The sequence below is a fragment of the Pseudoduganella buxea genome, from assembly GCF_009720835.1.
Taxonomy (GTDB): domain Bacteria; phylum Pseudomonadota; class Gammaproteobacteria; order Burkholderiales; family Burkholderiaceae_D; genus Rugamonas; species Rugamonas buxea.
Genome location: NZ_WNKZ01000032.1, coordinates 25320 through 43682, shown reverse-complemented (window position 1 = coordinate 43682; position 18363 = coordinate 25320). Strand labels below are relative to the sequence as shown.

General features: G+C 65.5%; 16 protein-coding genes. 9 read left to right on the top strand and 7 right to left on the bottom strand.

Annotated features, from left to right (window positions below):
* Positions 1-32: 32 nt before the first annotated feature.
* From GM672_RS12865 to GM672_RS12855, 3 genes are all read left to right on the top strand, one after another.
* Positions 33-1349, top strand: coding sequence for a hemolysin family protein (locus GM672_RS12865; protein WP_155470927.1), 1317 nt, complete (start codon positions 33-35; stop codon positions 1347-1349).
* A 169-nt stretch (positions 1350-1518) separates the two neighbouring features.
* On the top strand, positions 1519-2250 hold the full coding sequence (locus GM672_RS12860; RefSeq protein ID WP_170300047.1) for a PEP-CTERM sorting domain-containing protein: 732 nt from the start codon (positions 1519-1521) through the stop codon (positions 2248-2250).
* Between the two features lie 97 nt (positions 2251-2347).
* Complete coding sequence (locus tag GM672_RS12855) at positions 2348-2602, top strand: hypothetical protein (protein WP_155470925.1); 255 nt, start codon at positions 2348-2350, stop codon at positions 2600-2602.
* 3 nt (positions 2603-2605) lie between these two features.
* Here the strand turns inward: GM672_RS12855 and GM672_RS12850 are convergent, their stop codons facing one another.
* On the bottom strand, positions 2606-4021 hold the full coding sequence (locus GM672_RS12850; protein WP_155470924.1) for a methyl-accepting chemotaxis protein: 1416 nt from the start codon (positions 4019-4021) through the stop codon (positions 2606-2608).
* A gap of 199 nt (positions 4022-4220) precedes the next feature.
* Between GM672_RS12850 and GM672_RS12845 the strand changes: the two genes are divergently transcribed.
* Both GM672_RS12845 and GM672_RS12840 read left to right on the top strand, forming a co-directional pair.
* Positions 4221-6191: a peptidase U32 family protein gene (locus GM672_RS12845; RefSeq protein WP_155470923.1), complete on the top strand. Its 1971-nt coding sequence runs from the start codon at positions 4221-4223 to the stop codon at positions 6189-6191.
* 223 nt (positions 6192-6414) lie between these two features.
* Positions 6415-7470 (top strand): M35 family metalloendopeptidase, encoded by a 1056-nt coding sequence (locus GM672_RS12840; protein ID WP_155470922.1) that lies wholly within the window; start codon positions 6415-6417, stop codon positions 7468-7470.
* Between the two features lie 175 nt (positions 7471-7645).
* On the opposite strand, the gene GM672_RS12835 is transcribed toward GM672_RS12840, so the two are convergent.
* A complete protein-coding gene (locus GM672_RS12835) occupies positions 7646-8143 on the bottom strand; it encodes a hypothetical protein (RefSeq protein WP_155470921.1) in 498 nt (165 codons plus the stop codon).
* 127 nt (positions 8144-8270) lie between these two features.
* Between GM672_RS12835 and GM672_RS12830 the strand changes: the two genes are divergently transcribed.
* On the top strand, positions 8271-8768 hold the full coding sequence (locus GM672_RS12830; protein WP_170300048.1) for an arsinothricin resistance N-acetyltransferase ArsN1 family B: 498 nt from the start codon (positions 8271-8273) through the stop codon (positions 8766-8768).
* A 12-nt stretch (positions 8769-8780) separates the two neighbouring features.
* On the opposite strand, the gene GM672_RS12825 is transcribed toward GM672_RS12830, so the two are convergent.
* The gene (locus GM672_RS12825; RefSeq protein WP_170300046.1) at positions 8781-9632 is read right to left on the bottom strand and encodes a M48 family metallopeptidase; all 852 of its coding nucleotides are present in this window, start codon (positions 9630-9632) and stop codon (positions 8781-8783) included.
* A gap of 177 nt (positions 9633-9809) precedes the next feature.
* Here GM672_RS12825 and GM672_RS12820 point away from each other — a divergent pair, with 177 nt between their 5' ends.
* Together GM672_RS12820 and GM672_RS12815 are read left to right on the top strand one after the other, a co-directional pair.
* Positions 9810-10292 (top strand): hypothetical protein, encoded by a 483-nt coding sequence (locus GM672_RS12820; RefSeq protein WP_155470919.1) that lies wholly within the window; start codon positions 9810-9812, stop codon positions 10290-10292.
* Between the two features lie 84 nt (positions 10293-10376).
* Complete coding sequence (locus GM672_RS12815; protein WP_155470918.1) at positions 10377-12785, top strand: sensor domain-containing phosphodiesterase; 2409 nt, start codon at positions 10377-10379, stop codon at positions 12783-12785.
* 60 nt (positions 12786-12845) lie between these two features.
* On the opposite strand, the gene GM672_RS12810 is transcribed toward GM672_RS12815, so the two are convergent.
* Both GM672_RS12810 and fusA read right to left on the bottom strand, forming a co-directional pair.
* Positions 12846-13412 carry an SRPBCC family protein gene (locus GM672_RS12810; RefSeq protein WP_155470917.1) on the bottom strand — a complete coding sequence of 189 codons (567 nt, stop codon included), beginning with the start codon at positions 13410-13412 and terminating at the stop codon, positions 12846-12848.
* 156 nt (positions 13413-13568) lie between these two features.
* On the bottom strand, positions 13569-15674 hold the full coding sequence (fusA, locus tag GM672_RS12805; protein WP_155470916.1) for an elongation factor G: 2106 nt from the start codon (positions 15672-15674) through the stop codon (positions 13569-13571).
* Positions 15675-15877: 203 nt separating this feature from the next.
* Between fusA and GM672_RS12800 the strand changes: the two genes are divergently transcribed.
* Positions 15878-16942: a phospholipase A gene (locus GM672_RS12800; RefSeq protein ID WP_155470915.1), complete on the top strand. Its 1065-nt coding sequence runs from the start codon at positions 15878-15880 to the stop codon at positions 16940-16942.
* Between the two features lie 54 nt (positions 16943-16996).
* Here GM672_RS12800 and GM672_RS12795 read toward each other — a convergent pair whose 3' ends face one another.
* The gene (locus GM672_RS12795) at positions 16997-17194 is read right to left on the bottom strand and encodes a hypothetical protein (protein ID WP_155470914.1); all 198 of its coding nucleotides are present in this window, start codon (positions 17192-17194) and stop codon (positions 16997-16999) included.
* 135 nt (positions 17195-17329) lie between these two features.
* Positions 17330-18268 (bottom strand): class I SAM-dependent methyltransferase, encoded by a 939-nt coding sequence (locus GM672_RS12790; RefSeq protein WP_155470913.1) that lies wholly within the window; start codon positions 18266-18268, stop codon positions 17330-17332.
* Positions 18269-18363: the final 95 nt, after the last annotated feature.

Sequence of the window (18363 nt, the reverse complement as noted above, 5' to 3'; positions counted from 1 at the left end):
TTCACACCAGGGCGCAACGGGCGCCCCGCATCATGGAAATAGCGCTACTGTTCGGCCTGATCGTCCTCAACGGCATCTTCGCGATGTCCGAAATCGCCCTCGTCACGGCCCGCAAGATGCGGCTGGTGAAGCTGGCGGAGGCGGGCGACAAGGCCGCGCGCGCCGCCCTGGAACTGGGCGAAGACCCGAACAAGTTCATGTCCACCATCCAGATCGGCATCACGTCGATCGGTGTGCTCAACGGTATCGTCGGCGAGGCGACGCTGGCCCGGCCGTTCGCGCTGTGGCTGCAGTCGCTCGGCATGGAAGTCACTCCTTCCGAATACGCCGCCACGGGCCTGGTGGTGGTGACGATCACGTATTTCTCCATTGTCGTGGGCGAACTGGTGCCCAAGCGCCTCGGCCAGATCAACCCGGAGCCGCTGGCGCGCCTGGTGGCGCGGCCCATGCTGGTGCTCGCTGCCATAGCCAAGCCTTTCGTGCAACTGCTGTCCGGCTCGACCGAGCTGGTGCTGCGCCTGCTGGGCGTGCGCAACAAGGGCCCGGCCGCGATGACGGAGGAAGAGCTGCACATGATGCTGGCCGAGGGCTCGGACGCCGGCATCATCGAGGCGCACGAACACACGATGGTGCGCAATGTGTTCCGGCTGGACGACCGCCAGATCGCCTCGTTCATGGTGCCGCGCAGCGATGTCGTGTATTTTGACGCCGCGGCGGACCTGGAAACGAACCTGGTGCGCCTGGAATCGAGCCAGCATTCGCGCTTTCCCGTCGTGCGCGGCGGCTGGAACGAAATCCTCGGCGTGGCCAGCGCCCGCCAGATGCTGACCAGCACCCTGCGCGGCGAAGCGCCGGACCTCATCGCCGGCCTGGCGCCGCCCGTGTTCGTGCCGGCCTCGCTGACGGGCATGGAGCTGCTGGAACACTTCAAGGGTTCGGGCGTGCAGCTGGCCTTCATCGTCGACGAGTACGGCGAGGTGCAGGGCATCGTCACCCTGCAGGACGTGCTGGAAGCCATCACGGGCGAGTTCAAGACCAACCAGGGCGAGGACGATGCGTGGGCCGTGCAGCGCGACGACGGTTCCTGGCTGCTCGATGGCCTGATCCCCATTCCCGAGCTGAAGGACCGCCTGGGCCTGGCGGCCGTACCGGAAGAGGAACGGGGCCGCTACAACACCCTGAGCGGCATGCTGATGCTGCTGGTCGGCAGCATTCCCCACACAGGCGAGCACTGCGACTGGCAGGACTGGCGCTTCGAGGTGGTCGACCTCGACGGCCTGCGCATCGACAAGGTGCTGGCCACGCGCCTGCCGGATCGGACCGGCGACCCGGTGGCGGACCAGTCGTAAAAGCGTCGGGATCGCTTACACATCAGCAATAAAAGATGCCCGCCGGACTGTCGTTCGGCGGGCTCTTCCATTGTAATCAGGCACTTGCCCCACACTCGCTTGTTTGGCACGGGAGTTGCTCTCTTCATAGATGGATGGAAATTGTTCCACCTGTGACGAAGGGATCAACATGAAAACCGCTAAAAAAATCATTGTCGGATTCGCATTGGGCCTGGCAGCGCACGGCGCCATGGCCACCCCCGTAACGGTGGGGGGCGTGACCTGGGACCCGGCCTACCAGCTCGACTTCTCGTCGGCGTCGGTCCAGATCCAGCAGTTCATCGGCAACGACGGCGCCGTAAGTGGCTTCGGTTTCATCTCGACGATGAACGGCGCCAACCAGGCCAGCTTCTGCCCCGGCTGCGAACTGACCTTCAAGTTCGGCAATTTCACGCGGTGGAAGGAAGAAGGCAGCCAGACCTACTACAAGGGCGGCACCCTGGACATCTTCGTCAACACGGGAGTGACCTTCATCAATCCGAACGATGTCACATCGATGAACGCCGGTAACACCGGTATCGGCACCCTGTGGCTCAGCCTGCAAGGCCGGGAAATCGACGGCTCGTCGATGATGGGCAGCGTCAATTTCCGCAATCCTCCCAATATCGCGGGCCTGGGCCAGCTGGACGCCGTCGGCGGCCTGGCCCGGGCCTGGTTCGACACGAACCGCCAGGCCGGCGGCGCCGACCTGGCCTTCAGCACCAGCTATACGCAACCTTTCCCCGGCCAGGGCATGCGCCACATGGGGGGCACGGGCAACTTCTTCGGTGCCACATTCCAGCACGTGCCGGAACCGGGTTCACTGGCCATATTCGGCCTTGGACTGGCGGGGTTGGTGGCCAGCCGCCGCAAGCGGCATTGAGTCCACGGAGCGGGCACGACTATAGTCTTAATACCTTGCAACCAATGTGATCGCTCCGTTAAGCAGGTCACACACGGCGCCGGCCAGGAGGCTTATCGTGCCCCCCATGGTGAACGTATCGACGAAAAAGCTTTATGCCATGCAGCGCATGTCGCGGGCGCTGGAACGTGCCGCCGCCGAACAGCCGTACGGCAGCGTCACGGACCGGGCCCTGCGCTGGGCTGCGGCCTGGGGCATGGCCTCGGGTATCCGCGCTCCCCACGCGCGCGTGCGCCTGCGCCGCAGCACCCTGGTCGGCGTCGTCCCGTGGGACTGCGACGATGCCGACGGCGACGGCGCACCCCTGCTGTAGGCCTCAGACCCGCACGTTTTGCAGCGACGCCGTCAGCCTGTCGGCTGTTGCGTGCAGCGCCTGTACGGAATCGTGGGTCGTGGCGATGGCGCTGGCGTTGCGCCCGGCGCCGCGGCGCATTTCCGCCAGATTGTTTTCCACCGCCGTGATCTCGCCGCGCTGCCTGGTCGAGGCATCGACGATGTGGTCCATTGCCTGCGCGACCCGTGTGATGCCGTCGACGATGTCGTGCATCGTCATGCCGGTCCGGTCCACCAGGGCCGCGCCGGCAGCGACCTGGTCCACCGACGTGACGATGACGTCCTTGATTTCCCGCGCCGCCGTGGCCGAGCGCTGGGCCAGCTGGCGCACTTCCGACGCCACCACGGCAAAGCCCCGTCCCTGCTCGCCCGCCCTGGCCGCTTCGACTGCCGCGTTCAGGGCCAGGATGTTGGTCTGGAAGGCAATCCCGTCGATGACGGCGATGATCTCCTCGATCTTGCGGGACGACGCCGAAATACCCGCCATCACGCGCTGCACTTCGTCCACTACCTGCCGCCCGGCACCCGCCACCTCGCTGGCCGATGCCGCATAGCCGCTGGCCTCGCGCGCATCGGCCGTGTTGGCGACGATGCCGGCCGCCAGGGCCTGCATCGTCGCGGCCGTGCTGTCGACGTGGTCCGACTGCTCGTCGGCATTGCGCATGGCCTCGGCGTTGGCCGCGGCAATGTCATCGGCGGCGGCATGCACGCCGGCCAGTCCGGACGCGACGGCGCTCGTGGCCAGACGCAAGGTTGCGACGCCGTGTTCCAGCGCCTGGCCGGCAGGACTGGCGGCGGGCAGCGCCAGCGGTCGCAGGTCGACCGCGCCGGCCGGTCCCCCCGTGATGGCCGCCACCGCCGCATTCAGCTCGGCCGCCTGCATCGCCTCGGCTTTCAGGCGCATGGCCAGGAAACACAGCACGGCGCTCTCCAGCACGACATAGGCGGCATGGACGAACACGACGTCCCAGCCGGGCTCGGTAAAGCAGCGTACGCCGTACGCCTGTTGCTGCAACCAGTTGAACGACAGGTGATGCACGGCGATGACGGCGGCGCCGGCCAGGATCACGCGCCAGTCGCGGTAGCACAGCAGGAAGGCCAGCATGACGAAGATGCCGAAATGGGCCTCGTCCATGCCGCCGCTCTGGTGGATATGCAAGGCGTTGAGCACCATGGACGCGGCGGCAACGGCCAGCCGCGTGCCCAAGCTGCCGGGGCGCCACCATGCCAGCGCCGTGCACAGCGCGGCCGGGCCGGCACCCGCCAGGATTGCCCAGTGCAAGGTGTCGTGGCGGGATGCCAGACCGAACGCGGCAAGCACCATCAGCCACAGGATGGTCACCATCAGCCGGTCGGCCTGGCAATGGATGGCGTGAAGGGAAAGTTCCTGCTGTTTCATGGTGCGCCTCGCGGTAACGAAAGGCGGGGTCGCGGCCTGGGAAATATGGGCCGGTGCGGGATCGAGGCAGGCGGTCAAGGTGACTATACACACGAAGTTGCCGATGAGCACTGAATATCCGTGGCCGGAGACGCCGCCGTTGCTGGCGCCCGACGGAGAGCGACGCTATAATTTTTGTCTCCCCGCAAAGGAAAGCGCCATGTCCCTGCTCGACCACCAACTCGAACTGTTGTCACCCGCTAAAACCGCCGAGATCGGCCGCGAAGCCATCCTGCATGGCGCCGACGCCGTGTATATCGGCGGCCCCGCCTTCGGCGCCCGCCACAATGCCAGCAACACGCTGGAAGAAATCGCCGACCTGGTGACGTTCGCCCACCGCTACCGGTCTCGCATCTTCGTCACGATGAACACCATCTTGCATGACGCCGAGCTGGAACTGGCACAGCGGCAGATCCGCCAGCTGTACGAGGCCGGCGTCGATGCGCTGATCGTGCAGGACATGGGCCTGCTGGAACTGGACCTGCCGCCGATCCAGCTGCATGCCAGCACCCAGTGCGACATCCGCACCGTCGAGAAAGCGAAGTTCCTGGGCGATGTGGGTTTTTCCCAGCTGGTGCTGGCGCGCGAGCTGACGATCCCGCAGATCGCCGCCATCCGCGCCCAGGTCGACACGCCGCTGGAATACTTCATCCATGGCGCCCTGTGCGTGGCCTTCTCGGGCCAGTGCTATATCTCGCATGCCGACACGGGCCGCAGCGCCAACCGGGGCGACTGCTCGCAGGCCTGCCGGCTGCCTTATACCCTGTCGGACGGCCAGGGTCGCGTGGTGGCGTATGACAAGCACCTGCTGTCAATGAAGGACAATGACCAGAGCCGCAACCTGGAAGCGCTGATCGACGCCGGCATCCGCTCCTTCAAGATCGAGGGGCGCTACAAGGACATGGGCTATGTGAAGAACATCACGGCCCATTACCGGCTGCTGCTGGACGAGATCCTGGCGCGGCGCAGCGGCTTCGTGCGCGCCGCCAGCGGCCGCACCCACGTGCTGTTCACGCCCGACGTCGACAAGAACTTCAATCGGGGCCACACGGATTATTTCGCGCAAGGCCGCCAGGACGATATCGGCGCCTTCGATTCGCCGAAATACCTGGGCGTGCGGGTGGGCGTCGTAACAAAAGTGGGCCTGGACCACGTCGAGCTGCTGGCCGAGGCGCCGCTGGCCAATGGCAACGGCCTGAACTACATGAACAAGCGCGCCACCGTCGGCATCCAGTGCAACACGGTGCAGAAGCTCGGTGAGGATGAAACCGGCCAGCGCTGGCGCATCCACCCCAACGAACCGGTCAGCGCCCTGCCCGGCCTGAAGCCCGGCGTCGAGGTGCACCGCAACCGCGACCACCAATGGGAAGCCGTGCTGGCGAAGAAATCGTCGGAGCGCAAGGTGGCGCTGCAGCTGACGCTGTCCGAAACGCCCGATGGCCTGTCCCTGGCCATCCGCGACGAGGACGGCATCGAAAGCGTGACCGGCGCGGCCATCGCCTTGCAGCCGGCCACGCAGCCGGAGCAGGCCGACACGGCGCTGCGCACGTCGCTGGCGAAGCTGGGCAACACGATGTTCGTGGCCGAAGGCGTCGCGCTGGACCTGCGCCAGCCGTGGTTCGTGCCGGCCGCCGCCATCAATGCCTTGCGGCGCGATGCCGTCGCGGCCCACGAGGCGGCCCGGCTGGCGGCGTGGGAGCGCCCTGCCCGCAAGGCCCCGGCCGAGCCGCGCGCCGTGTACCCGGACACACAGTTGTCCTACCTGGCCAACGTGTACAACGAACGGGCCCGCGCCTTCTACCAGCGCCACGGCGTGCAGCTGATCGACGCAGCCTACGAGGCGCACGAGGAAGCGGGCGAGGTGTCGCTGATGATCACCAAGCACTGCCTGCGCTTCTCCTTCAACCTGTGCCCGAAACAGGCCAAGGGCGTGACGGGCGTGCAGGGCCAGGTGCGGGCCGAGCCGATGACCCTGGTGAGCGGCGACGATACGTACACCCTGCGCTTCGACTGCAAGCCTTGCGAGATGCATGTGGTGGGCGCGATGAAACCCGGCATCCTGCGCTCCCCGCCACCGTCGGCAGTGCCGTACAGCCCGCTCGTCTTCCACCGGCAGCGGCCGAGGGCCTGAGCTTCCCTGGCATTGTTGACAGGTTGCGGGACCATACCACCTGTCTCAAATTTAACAAATGGGCTGAAAATGTCCAGAAAGTTCAAGATGTTGCGGCTTTGCCGCGCGCACGATTGCGCACGCGTTTGACAATGTTGACTCCGCGCTAATGCCATGTGAGGATGAGTTCACCCCGTTCCTATCCGGTCCGGGAGTCCTCTCTACCCTCTTACAGGAGAACTGCATGCGCTGGAATCATATGGTCAAGTTGGGCGGTACCGTCGTCGCGACGGCATTCTGCATGTCCGCCTATGCGGCATCGGGCGTCGTGGCAAGCATCAGCTTGGACAAACAATCGCTCGGCCCGTCGGACGACGTCGTCGTCAAGGTCACGTTGACCAACACATCGTCGGTACCGCAGCGCCTGCTGAAGTGGCAGACCCCGTTCGGCCCGATCGAGGAGTCGCTGTTCGACGTCACCCGCGACGGCGTGCCGGTGGCCTATGAAGGCAAGCACGTCAAGCGCCATGCGCCCAGCGCCAAGGATTACTTCGTCATCCAGCCAGGCAAGTCGCACACGGCCACGGTGGAACTGTCGTCGATCTACGACCTGACCACGTCGGGCGACTACGCCATCCGCTTCGTCACCAAGGCACCGGACATCCTGGAAAAAACCAAATCCGCCGCGAAATCGGCACCGGCCGACAGCGACGACCTGCTGACGTCGGAAGCCGTGCAGGTGTGGATCGAAGGCAGCAACCAGAAGCGCGTGGCCCCGGCGCCCGAAGGCGAAGGCCTGACGTTCAGCTCGTGCAGCGCGTCGCAGCAGACGTCGATCACGTCGGCCATGTCGGCCGCCAAGACGATGGCCAACGGCTCGGTCAATTACCTGAACGCCGGTACCCGCGGCACGCGCTATACGAAGTGGTTCGGTACCTACGACGCCGGCCGCTATTCCACCGTCAAGTCGCACTTCGCGAATATCAAGAACGCGCTGGACACCAAGCCCATCAACGTCGATTGCAGCTGCAAGGAAAGCTATTTCGCCTACGTCTATCCAACCCAGCCGTACAAGATCTACGTCTGCAATGCGTTCTGGAGCGCGCCGACGTCGGGCACGGATTCGAAGGGCGGCACGCTGGTGCATGAGCTGAGCCACTTCAACATCGTCGCCGGCACGGACGACTGGGCCTACGGCCAGTCCGCCGCCGCGTCGCTGGCCACCAGCAACCCGACCCGCGCCGTCGACAACGCCGACTCGCACGAATACTTCGGCGAAAATACGCCAGCGCTGCAATAAAAAAACAGAGATTCTTCGGAGGGGGAGAATTCCAGGCCGCGTACGCGCGGCCTTTTTGCGTCTGCCCTGCGCCGCGCCGCCCGGTAAAGAAAAGTCCGGGACAGACCCGGAACATTCGGGGACAGTCCCGGACTTTGCTTGCTCGTGTCGGAAAATTCGGGGACAGTCCCCGAATTTACTTGGCGGTGTAGGAGAAGGTGACGGGTGCCGGTGCCAGCACGTTTGCCGCTGCCCCTGCCGCAAGCGCCTGGACGTCGCTGCCATAGGTGCCCGCATACGACAGCCGGTAGTCGTGCTTGCCGGGCTTGAAGGCGTAGGCGGGCGTGATGTCGATCGTGTGGCGGTGCTTCGCACCGGGCGCGAGCGCCAGGAAGTCTTCCGCCGTCAGCGGGCCCCGCTTGACCATGCGGCCCTGGTAGGCCACTTCCTCGCCCGTGCGCGCATCCGTGATGTCGAACAGGCGCCCGTCCAGTTGCGCCTTGCTGGCCAGCGAACGCGGCACATACGCCGGTTTGCTGCCCCGGTTTTCCAGCTGCACGGTGACCAGGACCTTGTCCTGCTTGCCGTCGACCGCCAGTTGCACATCCACCTTGCCCATTGCCTCCCCTTTCGCTGCACCTGCCGCCACGTTTGCCACCAGCAGCAGCGCCATCGTTACCTTGCCCTTGTCCACGGCCGTCTCCCGTTGTCGATATCGCCACAGTATAGCGACGGACCGGCGCCGACGACGTTCCCCTGCGTTGACCTTGCCGCGAGCCGTGGTTATAGTGAACTTTTGACCACAGGAGCAGTAGTTGACGATACGCGAGACGATCCGCGACGCCACCGGAGAGGACGCCGCCGCCATCGCGGCCATCTACAACCCGTATATCCTCGACAGCACGATCAGCTTCGAGGAACAAGCCGTCACAAGCGAGGACATGGCGACCCGCATCGCCGGCGTGCAGGATGGCGGCCTGCCCTGGCTGGTGCTCGAGCGCGACGGCATCATCGCCGGCTATGCCTATGCCACCAAGTGGCGCGTGCGCCATGCCTACCGCTATTCCGTGGAGACCAGCGTCTACCTGGCACGGGGCCAGGGCGGCCGGGGCGGCGGCACGGCCCTGTACGAAACGCTGCTGGCGCGGCTGCGCGCGGCCGGCTGCCACCTGGCCATCGGCGGCATCGCCCAGCCGAATCCGGCCAGCGTGGCCCTGCATGAAAAGCTGGGATACCAGAAAGTCGCCCACTTCAGCGAAGTGGGCTTCAAGTTCGACCGGTGGATCGACGTGGGCTACTGGGAACTGAAGCTGGACTGAGCCAGGCTGCGCTTACCGTTTCTTCGTGCCCGTGCCGGCCTGCGCCACCGGCTGGTACAGTGGCTGCACTTTCGGCAGCATGGCCGTCAGGTCCGTGATGCGGGTCGAATGCGACGGATGGGTGGATGTGAATTCGGCCGGCTGGCGGCCCTTGTCCTGGGCCTGCATCTTGCGCCACACGGCAACGGCGGCATCGGGCTTGTAGCCGGCCCGCGCCGCCAGTTCCAGGCCCATGGCGTCGGCCTCGGATTCGTTCTGGCGCGAGTTCGGCAGCGCGTACAGGTAATGCGCCACCGTGTTGGCCGCCTGGATCTGCGCCGCGCTGTTCGGGGCGGCGGCCAGCGCCGTCGACGTCAGCGCGTTCTGGGCATAGGCCTGGGACACGCGCTCGCGGCCATGTTCGCGCAGCGCGTGGGCGATTTCATGGCCCATGACGATGGCGATCTCGTCGTCCGTCAGCTTCAGCTGGCGCACCAGGCCCGTGTAGAAGGTGATCTTGCCGCCCGGCGCGCAGGTGGCGTTCTGCACGGGGGCGTCGATCAGGCTCAGCTGCCAGTTCCACTTGGCGGCGTCGTCGCGGAAGGTGCCCACCTGGCCCTGCAGCCGGGCGGCGATGCGCTTCAGGCGTTCCAGCTCCGGGCCTTTCGTCACGAGCCGGCCGGCCTGCTGGGCGTCCTGATTCTGGCGCGCATAGCTGACCAGGGCCATGCGTTCGACGGTGTCGGCCGATACCAGCATCAGTTGCTGGCGCTGCACGCCGACGACGCCGGGCTTGGTGGTGGTGGCGCAGCCGGCAAGGGCCGCAACCGTGGCGGCCACCAGGGTGGCCCGCGTCAACAGGATGTTCGTCGTGCTTGCGATCATTTCGCTCTCCGGGAGAAGGTGGGAGTTGTACTGTCGGCGATGCCCAAAAGACAGTCAAATGCCATCTGGCAATTTCCTAAGCCAGATCAAGCGTTGCCCCGCCCGCTTTGATCTGTAGCTATAATTGCCACGCTATTGATGAGGAAGTAACACCATGGCTTACGTCAAAGGAAACCGATGAAATGCACTGCCCTGCTGGGCGTCCTGCTGACGGCGCTGCCGCTTGCGGGTTACGCCAATCCCTTCGAACTGATCGAATCGCAGCCGCGCAGCGAGCTGTGGGTCAACCCGGGCTTCTACTCGTACCACTTCCAGCGGGACAAGGGCTTCGACGACACCAATCCCGGCATCGGTGCCGAATACCGCTTCTCGACGGTGGCCTCGGCCACGGCGGGCCGTTTCCACAACAGCGACCGCGCCATCTCCAACTATGCGGGGGTGTACTACCAGCCCTTTGCGCTGGGTCCCGTGCGGATCGGCGCCGTGGTCGGCGGATTTGACGGTTACCCGAAGATGCGCGACGGCGGCTGGTTCCTGGCTGTCATTCCCGTACTCAGCGTGGAGAACGACCGGTTTGGCGTGAACTTTGCTATCGTACCGACATACAAGGATCGCCTGCATGGCGCACTTGCCATCCAGCTCAAGCTCAAGCTGTTCTGATGCCGCCACGGTGTCCGGACACTTTGCCGTTGCCGCAAACACCGTCGCATGCGACGATCCCATTTCCGCCCCGGTAAGCAGACCATGAACCACATCGCCCCCCAAGAACAACATGAACTGGCGCTGCCGGATCCGCCCTGCGTGGCGCCGCCCGTGGATGCCGACGGCATCGCCCCGGAACTGGCCCGGCTGGCCGCCTTCATCGTCGGCCGGCCCGTGCCCGTGGATAGCCTGGCGGACGAGAACCGGCTGCTGGCCCTGGCGCCCCACGCCGGCCCGGCCCAGCGCCAGGCCCTGCTCGACCTGGCCGGCGCCGCCCGCGGCCAGCAGGAACTGCGGCGCAAGCTGTCGCGCGCGGAAAGCTTCCTGTCCGGCTTCGCCGAGCATTCGCCGTCACCCCTGTGGATCAAGGACCGCTCCGGCAGCTATGTGATGGGCAATGCCGCGCTGCACGGTTTTTTCGGCGTGCCGACGGTGGTGGGCAAGGACGACAGCCATTTCTGGCCCGAGGACATCCGCCGCAGCCTGGAAGAACAGGACCGGGCCGTGCTGGAAAATCGCGAAGTCATCAAGACGATGGAAACGTCCAGCGACGGCAGCCGCCACTGGCTCGTGCACAAGTTCCCCATCGACGTGGACGGCGAGCCCTTCCTGGGCGGCTCGGCCATCGACATGACGGAGGAAGTGGCGAAGGAACGGGCCCTGATCCGCCACGATAATTTCTATGTGCTGCTGTCGCGCCTGTCCGCCATCATTTCCCGCGCCCGCACGCTGGAATCGCTGTGCCTGGACACGTGCCGGGAAGCGGCCCACCAGCCCGGGCTGGACATGGTGGACATCAGCCGTGTCGACGAGGCCACCGGCGGCCTCAAGCTGTTCACGTCGGCCGCCCGCGACGGCACCGAACACGAGTGGCGCGACGCCGACAGCGGGACGCCGGACGGCCGCGCCGTGGCGGACTGGTTCCTGCCGGAGCTGGCCGGCGCAGCCCTGACGACAGGCAAGCTGCAATTCTCCCATGAGCTCAACAGCGGCTGCGCGGCCCGTGCCATCCAGTCCTGCATGGCCATTCCCCTGTTCGTCAACGGCAAGTCCTGGGGCGTGATCTCGTTCTACTCGCCCAAGCCGGACTTCTTCGACAGCTTCTACCGGGAACGGGCGGGCGAACTGGGCACGGAACTGAGCTTCGGCCTGGAGCGCCTCCTGAACGCGCAGGAACTGCACCGGCTGGCCCGCACGAATGCGCTGTCAGGCCTGCCCAGCCGCCTGCATTTCGACGAGGAAGTGGCCGCGCTGGCGGCGGCGAACGCCAGCGGCACTGTCCTCTTGATCAATATCAACCGCTTCGACGAAATCAGCTCGGCCTACGGCAACACGGCCGCCATCGGTCTGATGCGGCAGGTGGCCCAGCGCCTGCGCGACCAGGTGGATGCACGCATGATCCTGTCGCACGTGGGCATCGGCCGCTTCGCCCTGTTCTACCCTGTCGACGAAGCCCGTTCCCCGCGCGGCTACGCGCACGACGTCATCATTCCGCTGCTGGAAGGGTCGTACCAGGTCGACCAGCACCGCATCTGGTGCACCGTCAACGTGGGCGCGGCCATGCTGCCCGAGGACGGCACCACGGCCGACGAGCTGCTCGTCAAGGCCTGGGATGCGCTGGCCGGCGCGCGCCACATGGAAGAACACATCGGCTTCTACGACCGCGACGCGGACCACGCGCTGGCGCGCCAGATCAGCATGGAAGCGGAGCTGCGCGATGCCGTCGAGCGGGGCGAATTCCTCAACTACTACCAGCCGAAGATCGACCTGAAGACGGGCAAGCTGGCCGGCGCCGAGGCGCTGGTGCGCTGGCGCCATCCGCGCCGGGGCATCGTGCCGCCCAGCGAGTTCGTGCCGGTGCTGGAGCGCAGCGGCCTTGTCATCGAAGTAGGCCGCCACGTGATGCAGCGGGCCATGGAGGACTGGCGCGCCTGGCATGACGCGGGGCTGAACCCGCCGCAGATCGCCGTCAACGTGGCACCGGCCCAGTTCCGCTGCGACACCCTGTTCGACGATATCGAAAAGGCCCTGAACACGGCCGAGGCCCATATGCGGCCCCTGTCGATCGAAGTGACGGAATCGAGCCTCGTGTCGGATCACCGCAAGGTGGTCGACATCCTGAACCGCGTGCGCAACCTGGACGTACCCGTCGCCATCGACGACTTCGGCACGGGCTATTCGTCGCTGGCTTACCTGGTGACGTTACCGGTGGACGTGCTGAAGATCGACCGTTCGTTCGTCATCAAGATGGCGCAGGATGCCGGCTACATGGGCCTGGTGCAGACCATCGTGTCGCTGGCCCACAACCTGGACCTGCAGGTGGTGGCCGAAGGCATCGAGAAGCCGGAGGAAGCGAAGCTGCTGAAACTGCTGCGCTGCGAATACGGCCAGGGCAACCTGTACGGCAAGCCCGTGCCGGCGGACGAATTTGCCAAGCTGCTGGGCGGGTAAGGCCAGCGGGGGCCGGCCGAGACAAACCGGGCAGGCGGCCCGCGCCGCCCGCCCGGACCGTCAATGCGTCGTCGGCTGCGGCTTGTCGCCGGCGATCGTGCCGCGCCAGGCGCCCGTTTCCCGGCCGCGGGCCTCGATGGTTTCCTTGAAGCGGCGCAGGTTGTTGCGCGCCTCCGTCCGGACGGCACCCAGCGCATCGCCGGCCACTTCCAGCGGGCCACCGGGCGTGTACGTCATTTCCAGCACGATCCGCGTACGGCGGGAGCCCAGCGGCTCGAAGCTGACGATGCCGCTGTTGGGCGTGCCCGTCGTGCTGCGCCACGCAATGCGCCGGTCCGGCACCTGCGCCGTGATCTCCGCATCCCACTCGATCGTCTTGCCGGCCACGTCGGCCTTCCAGCGCAGCCGCTTGTCGTCGAGCTGGCGCACTTCCTGCACGCTGTCCATAAACGACGGGAATTCCTCGAACTGCGTCCACTGGTCGTAGGCCGTGCGCAACGGCACGTCCACGACGATGGTCTCGCGCACGGTCGAATCGCCCTTCAGCATACCGTTCTTCTTCAGCTGCCTGGCCAGGTAGGCGCCGCCCACCGCCAGGGCCGCCAGAGTCACCAGTCGATTGATCATCGTTCCTCCTTGTGCATCGCTTGTTTGTCGGAAAATGCCGCCGCGCCAGGGCGCGCAGGGCCCCGGCACGCGGCGGGTAGAAGTCATCCTAGAACGTGGCGCAAGGTCTTCCTATCGTCCGATTCCGTATACTGGATCGGACTTTTCCGCGCCCGTTCAGACCCGCCGGCCGGCCGCGATCTGCTCGAGGATGTGCTTCGGCACGGCCGCGTAGTGCTTGAATTCCATCGTGTAGGTGGCGCGGCCCTGCGTCAGCGAACGCAGCGTGGTGGAGTACCCGAACATCTCGGCCAGCGGCACCAATGCCCGGATCAGCTTGCCGCCGCCGCCGGGAATCTCGTCCATGCCCTGCACCATGCCGCGCCGCGTCGTCAGGTCGCCCATCACATTGCCCATGAACTCCTCCGGCGTTTCCACCTCCACGTCCATCATCGGTTCCAGCAGCTGCGGGTCGGCCCGGCGCATGCCTTCCTTGAACGCGATCGAGCCGGCCATGCGGAAGGCATTCTCGTTCGAGTCGACGTCGTGGTACGAACCGAAGGTCAAGGTGGCACGCACGTCCACCACCGGGTAGCCGGCCAGCACGCCCGTGCGCAGGGTTTCCTGGATGCCCTTGTCGACGGCCGGAATGAATTCGCGTGGCACGACACCGCCCTTGATGGCATCGACGAATTCGAAGCCCTTGCCGTGTTCCAGGGGTTCGAGCCTGAGCACGACATGGCCGTACTGGCCCTTGCCGCCGGACTGCTTGATGAACTTGCCCTCGACGTCGACGACGGCCTTCTGGATGGTCTCCCGGTAGGCCACCTGCGGCTTGCCCACGGACGCCTCGACGCCGAATTCGCGCCGCATCCGGTCGACCAGGATTTCCAGGTGCAACTCGCCCATGCCCGCCATGATGGTCTGGCCCGATTCCTCGTCGGTATGGACGCGGAACGACGGGTCCTCCTGGGCCAGCCGGTTCAGTGCGATGCCCATCTTCTCCTGGTCGGCCTTGGTCTTCGGTTCGACCGCCTGCGAAATCACCGGCTCCGGGAACACCATCTTCTCCAGCACGATCACGTGTTCCGGCGAGGACAGGGTGTCGCCCGTCGTCACGCCCTTCAGGCCGACGGCGGCGGCGATATCCCCGGCGAACACCTCCTTGATCTCCTTGCGTTCGTTCGCATGCATCTGCAGGATGCGCCCCAGCCGCTCCTTCTGGCCCTTGGTGGGGTTATACACCGAGTCGCCCGAATTGACGATGCCGGAATACACGCGGAAGAAGGCCAGCTGGCCCACGAACGGGTCCGTCATGATCTTGAAGGCGAGCGCGGCGAACGGGTCGGAATCGAGCGGATGCCGTTCGATCTCGTTGTCATGCTCGTCGTGGCCGGCAATGGCGGGCACGTCGGCCGGGGACGGCAGGTATTCCACCACCGCGTCCAGCATGGCCTGCACGCCCTTGTTCTTGAAGGCGCTGCCGGCCAGCATCGGCACGATCTCGTTGCGGATGGTGCGCTGGCGCAGGGCCGCCTTGATTTCGTCTTCCGTCAGGGTCTCGCCGTTCAGGTATTTTTCCGTCAGCTCGGGCGTGGCCTCGGCGGCCGCCTCCACCATCTTCTCGTGCCAGGTCTGGGCCAGCGGCAGCAGCTCGGCCGGAATGTCCTCGTAGGTGAACTTGACCCCCTGGCTGTCGTCGTCCCAGCTGATGGCGCGCATCTTGACGAGGTCGATCACGCCGTGGAAATGGTCCTCCGCGCCCAGCGGAATCTGGATCGGTACGGCCGTGCCCTTCAGGCGGTCGCGGATCTGCTGCTGGACGCGGAAGAAGTCCGCGCCCACCCGGTCCATCTTGTTGACGAAGGCGATGCGGGGCACCTTGTACTTGTTGGCCTGGCGCCAGACGGTTTCCGACTGCGGCTGCACGCCGCCGACGGCGTCGTACACCATCACGGCGCCATCGAGCACGCGCATCGACCGCTCCACCTCGATGGTGAAGTCGACGTGGCCCGGCGTGTCGATGATGTTGATGCGGTGCTCCGGCAGGTTGCCGGCCATGCCGCGCCAGAACGCCGTGGTGGCGGCCGACGTGATCGTGATGCCCCGTTCCTGCTCCTGCTCCATCCAGTCCATCGTCGCCGCGCCGTTGTGCACCTCGCCGATCTTGTGATTGACGCCCGTGTAGAACAGGATGCGCTCCGTGGTGGTGGTCTTGCCGGCGTCGATGTGGGCGCTGATGCCGATATTCCGGTAACGCTCGATGGGGGTCTTGCGGCTCATGACATTCTCCTTGGAGGTTGACGATGGGTGCCCGACGATTCTAGCAACGTTCCACCAGGGCCGGGCCGGCATGGTTTGGGTGCTGTTTCCACCTTTCAAGCATTCGTGCGGCGGTTCAGCTCGGCAACCCCTATACTGCGTGTTGCTGCCAACTGAATGATATTATGACAATGAAACTACGCACTTCCCCCCTCCTTATGGCCATGGCCGCGCTCTCCCCATCCTTCGCCTTCGGCCAGATCGCCACCGATGCCCCCGCTTCGGTAACGGCGCCGGTCGAGCAGACCCTGGAACGCTGCGCCCTGCTGGGCGACCCGACCGGCCGGCTGGCCTGCTACGACTCTCTGGCCAAGCGCGCCCCGGCGGCGGACGGCGTCGTGGTGGCGCCGTCCGCCGCCGCCAATGCCGGCAACTCCGCCGTGGCCCAGGCCGCGCCTGCCACGACGCAGCCGGCCACGCCGGCACTGGCCGGCGCGCCGCAGGTATCGCGCATGGTGCCGCAGTGGGAGCTGGACCAGGGCAGCAAGCGGGGCGTGTTCAATTTCCGCCCGCACCGCGACACCTACCTGCTGCTGGCCAACTACAGCAACAGCACCAACGATACGCCGTTCGAGGAAGTCACGCCGGCCGGACTGAAATCGAAGCACGTCGAACTGATGTACCAGTTGAGCTTCAAGATGAAGATGCTGGAAACCATCGCCGGCTCGCCCGTCGACCTGTGGTTCGGCTACACCCAGCAAAGCTTCTGGCAGGCGTATAACCGCAGCGCATCCAGCCCCTTCCGTGAAACCAACTACCAGCCGGAAATCATGGCCGTCATGCCGATCGGCAAGCGCCTCGGCGGCTTCGACTTCCGCTACGCCGGCCTCGGTGTCGTGCACCAGTCGAATGGCCAGACGTCGACGCTGTCGCGCAGCTGGAACCGCGTGTATGGCGAGCTGGGCGGCGAATACGGCAAGTTCGGCGTGACGCTGCGGGCCTGGAAGCGGCTCGACAACGACAAGTCGGACAACGACAACCTCGACATCACCGACTTCATGGGCCACGGCGACCTGCGCGTGACCTACCGCGACGACGGCACGGAATACTCGATGACGGCCCGCCGCAACTTCCACACGAAGCACGGCGCCGTGCAGGTGGGCGTGGCCATGCCCGTGCGCGACAACCTGAAAGGCTACCTGCAGTTCTTCTCGGGGTACGGCCAGAGCCTGATCGACTACAACTACTCGCAGGTGTCGGTGGGCGGCGGCTTCCTGGTCGAGTTCTAAATAGCAACATTGCTCAAAAAATGGGGACAGACCCCATTTTTCGAGCAACTTCTCTCAGCGCCGGGCGCCGCCCAGCACGCGCGCCGGCAGCAGCACAATGGCCCGCAGGGTCTCGAAGATGGCATCGACGCCGATGCCGATCAGCCGGAACGGCAGTGTCAGCAGCCAGCAGACGGGATACAGCAGCAGGGCCAGCAAGGCCAGCGGCCAGCACAGCAGGAGCAGAAGCAACCACAGCATGAAACCGAACATCGCAGCCTCCGAAAATCCGTGAGGTGCTACTGTAACGTCCGTGGGCGGTGCGTGGCGCGGAATGCGACCGGTGGCGCGTGGCGCCGACCGGCCGTCAAAAAGGCGGGATGAACGGTGCGGGAGCTGCGCGGCCGCTCAGGCCAGCGCGCCGATGGGCGCGACCGGTGCCGGCACGGCCACTTCGGGCACGGCTTCGAACAGCACGGTGGCCTGCAGCGCCGCTTCCAGCGACGGCAGCGAGCCGCCGGCGCGGTAGGCGAAGCTGACCTGCACGACGTCGCCCTGGCGTACCTTGACGGGCTGCGCCAGCGGCAGGTTCATGTAGTGGTTCAGCCAGTCGATGGTGGACGAGCGTTCCGGTACGACGGCCAGGATGTTCTTCGTCACGAAACGCATCGCGTTCAGGGTGCCGTCGCGCTCGATGACGAACTTGCCCGACCACGCGAACGACAGCGCGTTCGGTTGCGTGAAGTCGATGACGCCGTACACGGCCGGCTGCGCCAGCTCGACCGACTGGGTGTGCACGACGCCCGTTTCCTGGAACTGCACGATGGGCGCGTAAAAACCTTCGAAATCGTATTCCTGCTGCAGGGGCTGGACAGCCATCAGCACGGCCTCGGGAATGAAGATGGGCAGCGGGCCGCCGAATTTCTGCTGGTAGCGGCGCTTGAACGATTCGATCACCTCGACCTGCTTCTCGCGCAGCATGGCCACGTGGATCATTTCGCAGATGACGACGTCGACCGGCTCCGGCGGCAGGTATTCGAAAGCGTCGGCGTGGATCACTTCCACCTTGTCGCCGTTCGGGTTGATCGCCATGAACTTGCGCGCTTCCTTGACCATGTCCGGATTGAATTCGACGCAGTAGACGTGGGCCGCCTTGGCCGCCGCGAAGAAGGACAGCACGCCCGTGCCGCCGCCCAGTTCCAGCACCTTCATGCCCGGCTTGACGATGTAGTCGATGGCCGACTTGAAGCTGTGCATGCGGTTATTGTCCATCAGCATATTGTGATGGTAATGGACGGGGATGAACTGGCCCAGGTAGCAGCTTTCGATTTCGCGTTCGTTCAACATGGTCGATCCTTTGATATGTGCCACTGGCAATAACGCTATTATCGACAGCAATTGGACAACTCAAAACGGCGAGGTCGCCGGGAAAACCCGTCCAG

Bases quoted from the DNA above. Each gene is read 5' to 3' on its own strand.
- GM672_RS12825 (WP_170300046.1), bottom strand. From the start codon at position 9,632: ATGATCGCAAGCACGACGAACATCCTGTTGACGCGGGCCACCCTGGTG.
- GM672_RS12865 (WP_155470927.1), top strand. From the start codon at position 33: ATGGAAATAGCGCTACTGTTCGGCCTGATCGTCCTCAACGGCATCTTC.
- GM672_RS12820 (WP_155470919.1), top strand. From the start codon at position 9,810: ATGAAATGCACTGCCCTGCTGGGCGTCCTGCTGACGGCGCTGCCGCTT.
- GM672_RS12800 (WP_155470915.1), top strand. From the start codon at position 15,878: ATGGCCGCGCTCTCCCCATCCTTCGCCTTCGGCCAGATCGCCACCGAT.
- GM672_RS12795 (WP_155470914.1), bottom strand. From the start codon at position 17,194: ATGTTCGGTTTCATGCTGTGGTTGCTTCTGCTCCTGCTGTGCTGGCCG.
- GM672_RS12840 (WP_155470922.1), top strand. From the start codon at position 6,415: ATGCGCTGGAATCATATGGTCAAGTTGGGCGGTACCGTCGTCGCGACG.
- GM672_RS12860 (WP_170300047.1), top strand. From the start codon at position 1,519: ATGAAAACCGCTAAAAAAATCATTGTCGGATTCGCATTGGGCCTGGCA.
- fusA (WP_155470916.1), bottom strand. From the start codon at position 15,674: ATGAGCCGCAAGACCCCCATCGAGCGTTACCGGAATATCGGCATCAGC.
- GM672_RS12815 (WP_155470918.1), top strand. From the start codon at position 10,377: ATGAACCACATCGCCCCCCAAGAACAACATGAACTGGCGCTGCCGGAT.
- GM672_RS12810 (WP_155470917.1), bottom strand. From the start codon at position 13,412: ATGATCAATCGACTGGTGACTCTGGCGGCCCTGGCGGTGGGCGGCGCC.
- GM672_RS12850 (WP_155470924.1), bottom strand. From the start codon at position 4,021: ATGAAACAGCAGGAACTTTCCCTTCACGCCATCCATTGCCAGGCCGAC.
- GM672_RS12845 (WP_155470923.1), top strand. From the start codon at position 4,221: ATGTCCCTGCTCGACCACCAACTCGAACTGTTGTCACCCGCTAAAACC.
- GM672_RS12790 (WP_155470913.1), bottom strand. From the start codon at position 18,268: ATGTTGAACGAACGCGAAATCGAAAGCTGCTACCTGGGCCAGTTCATC.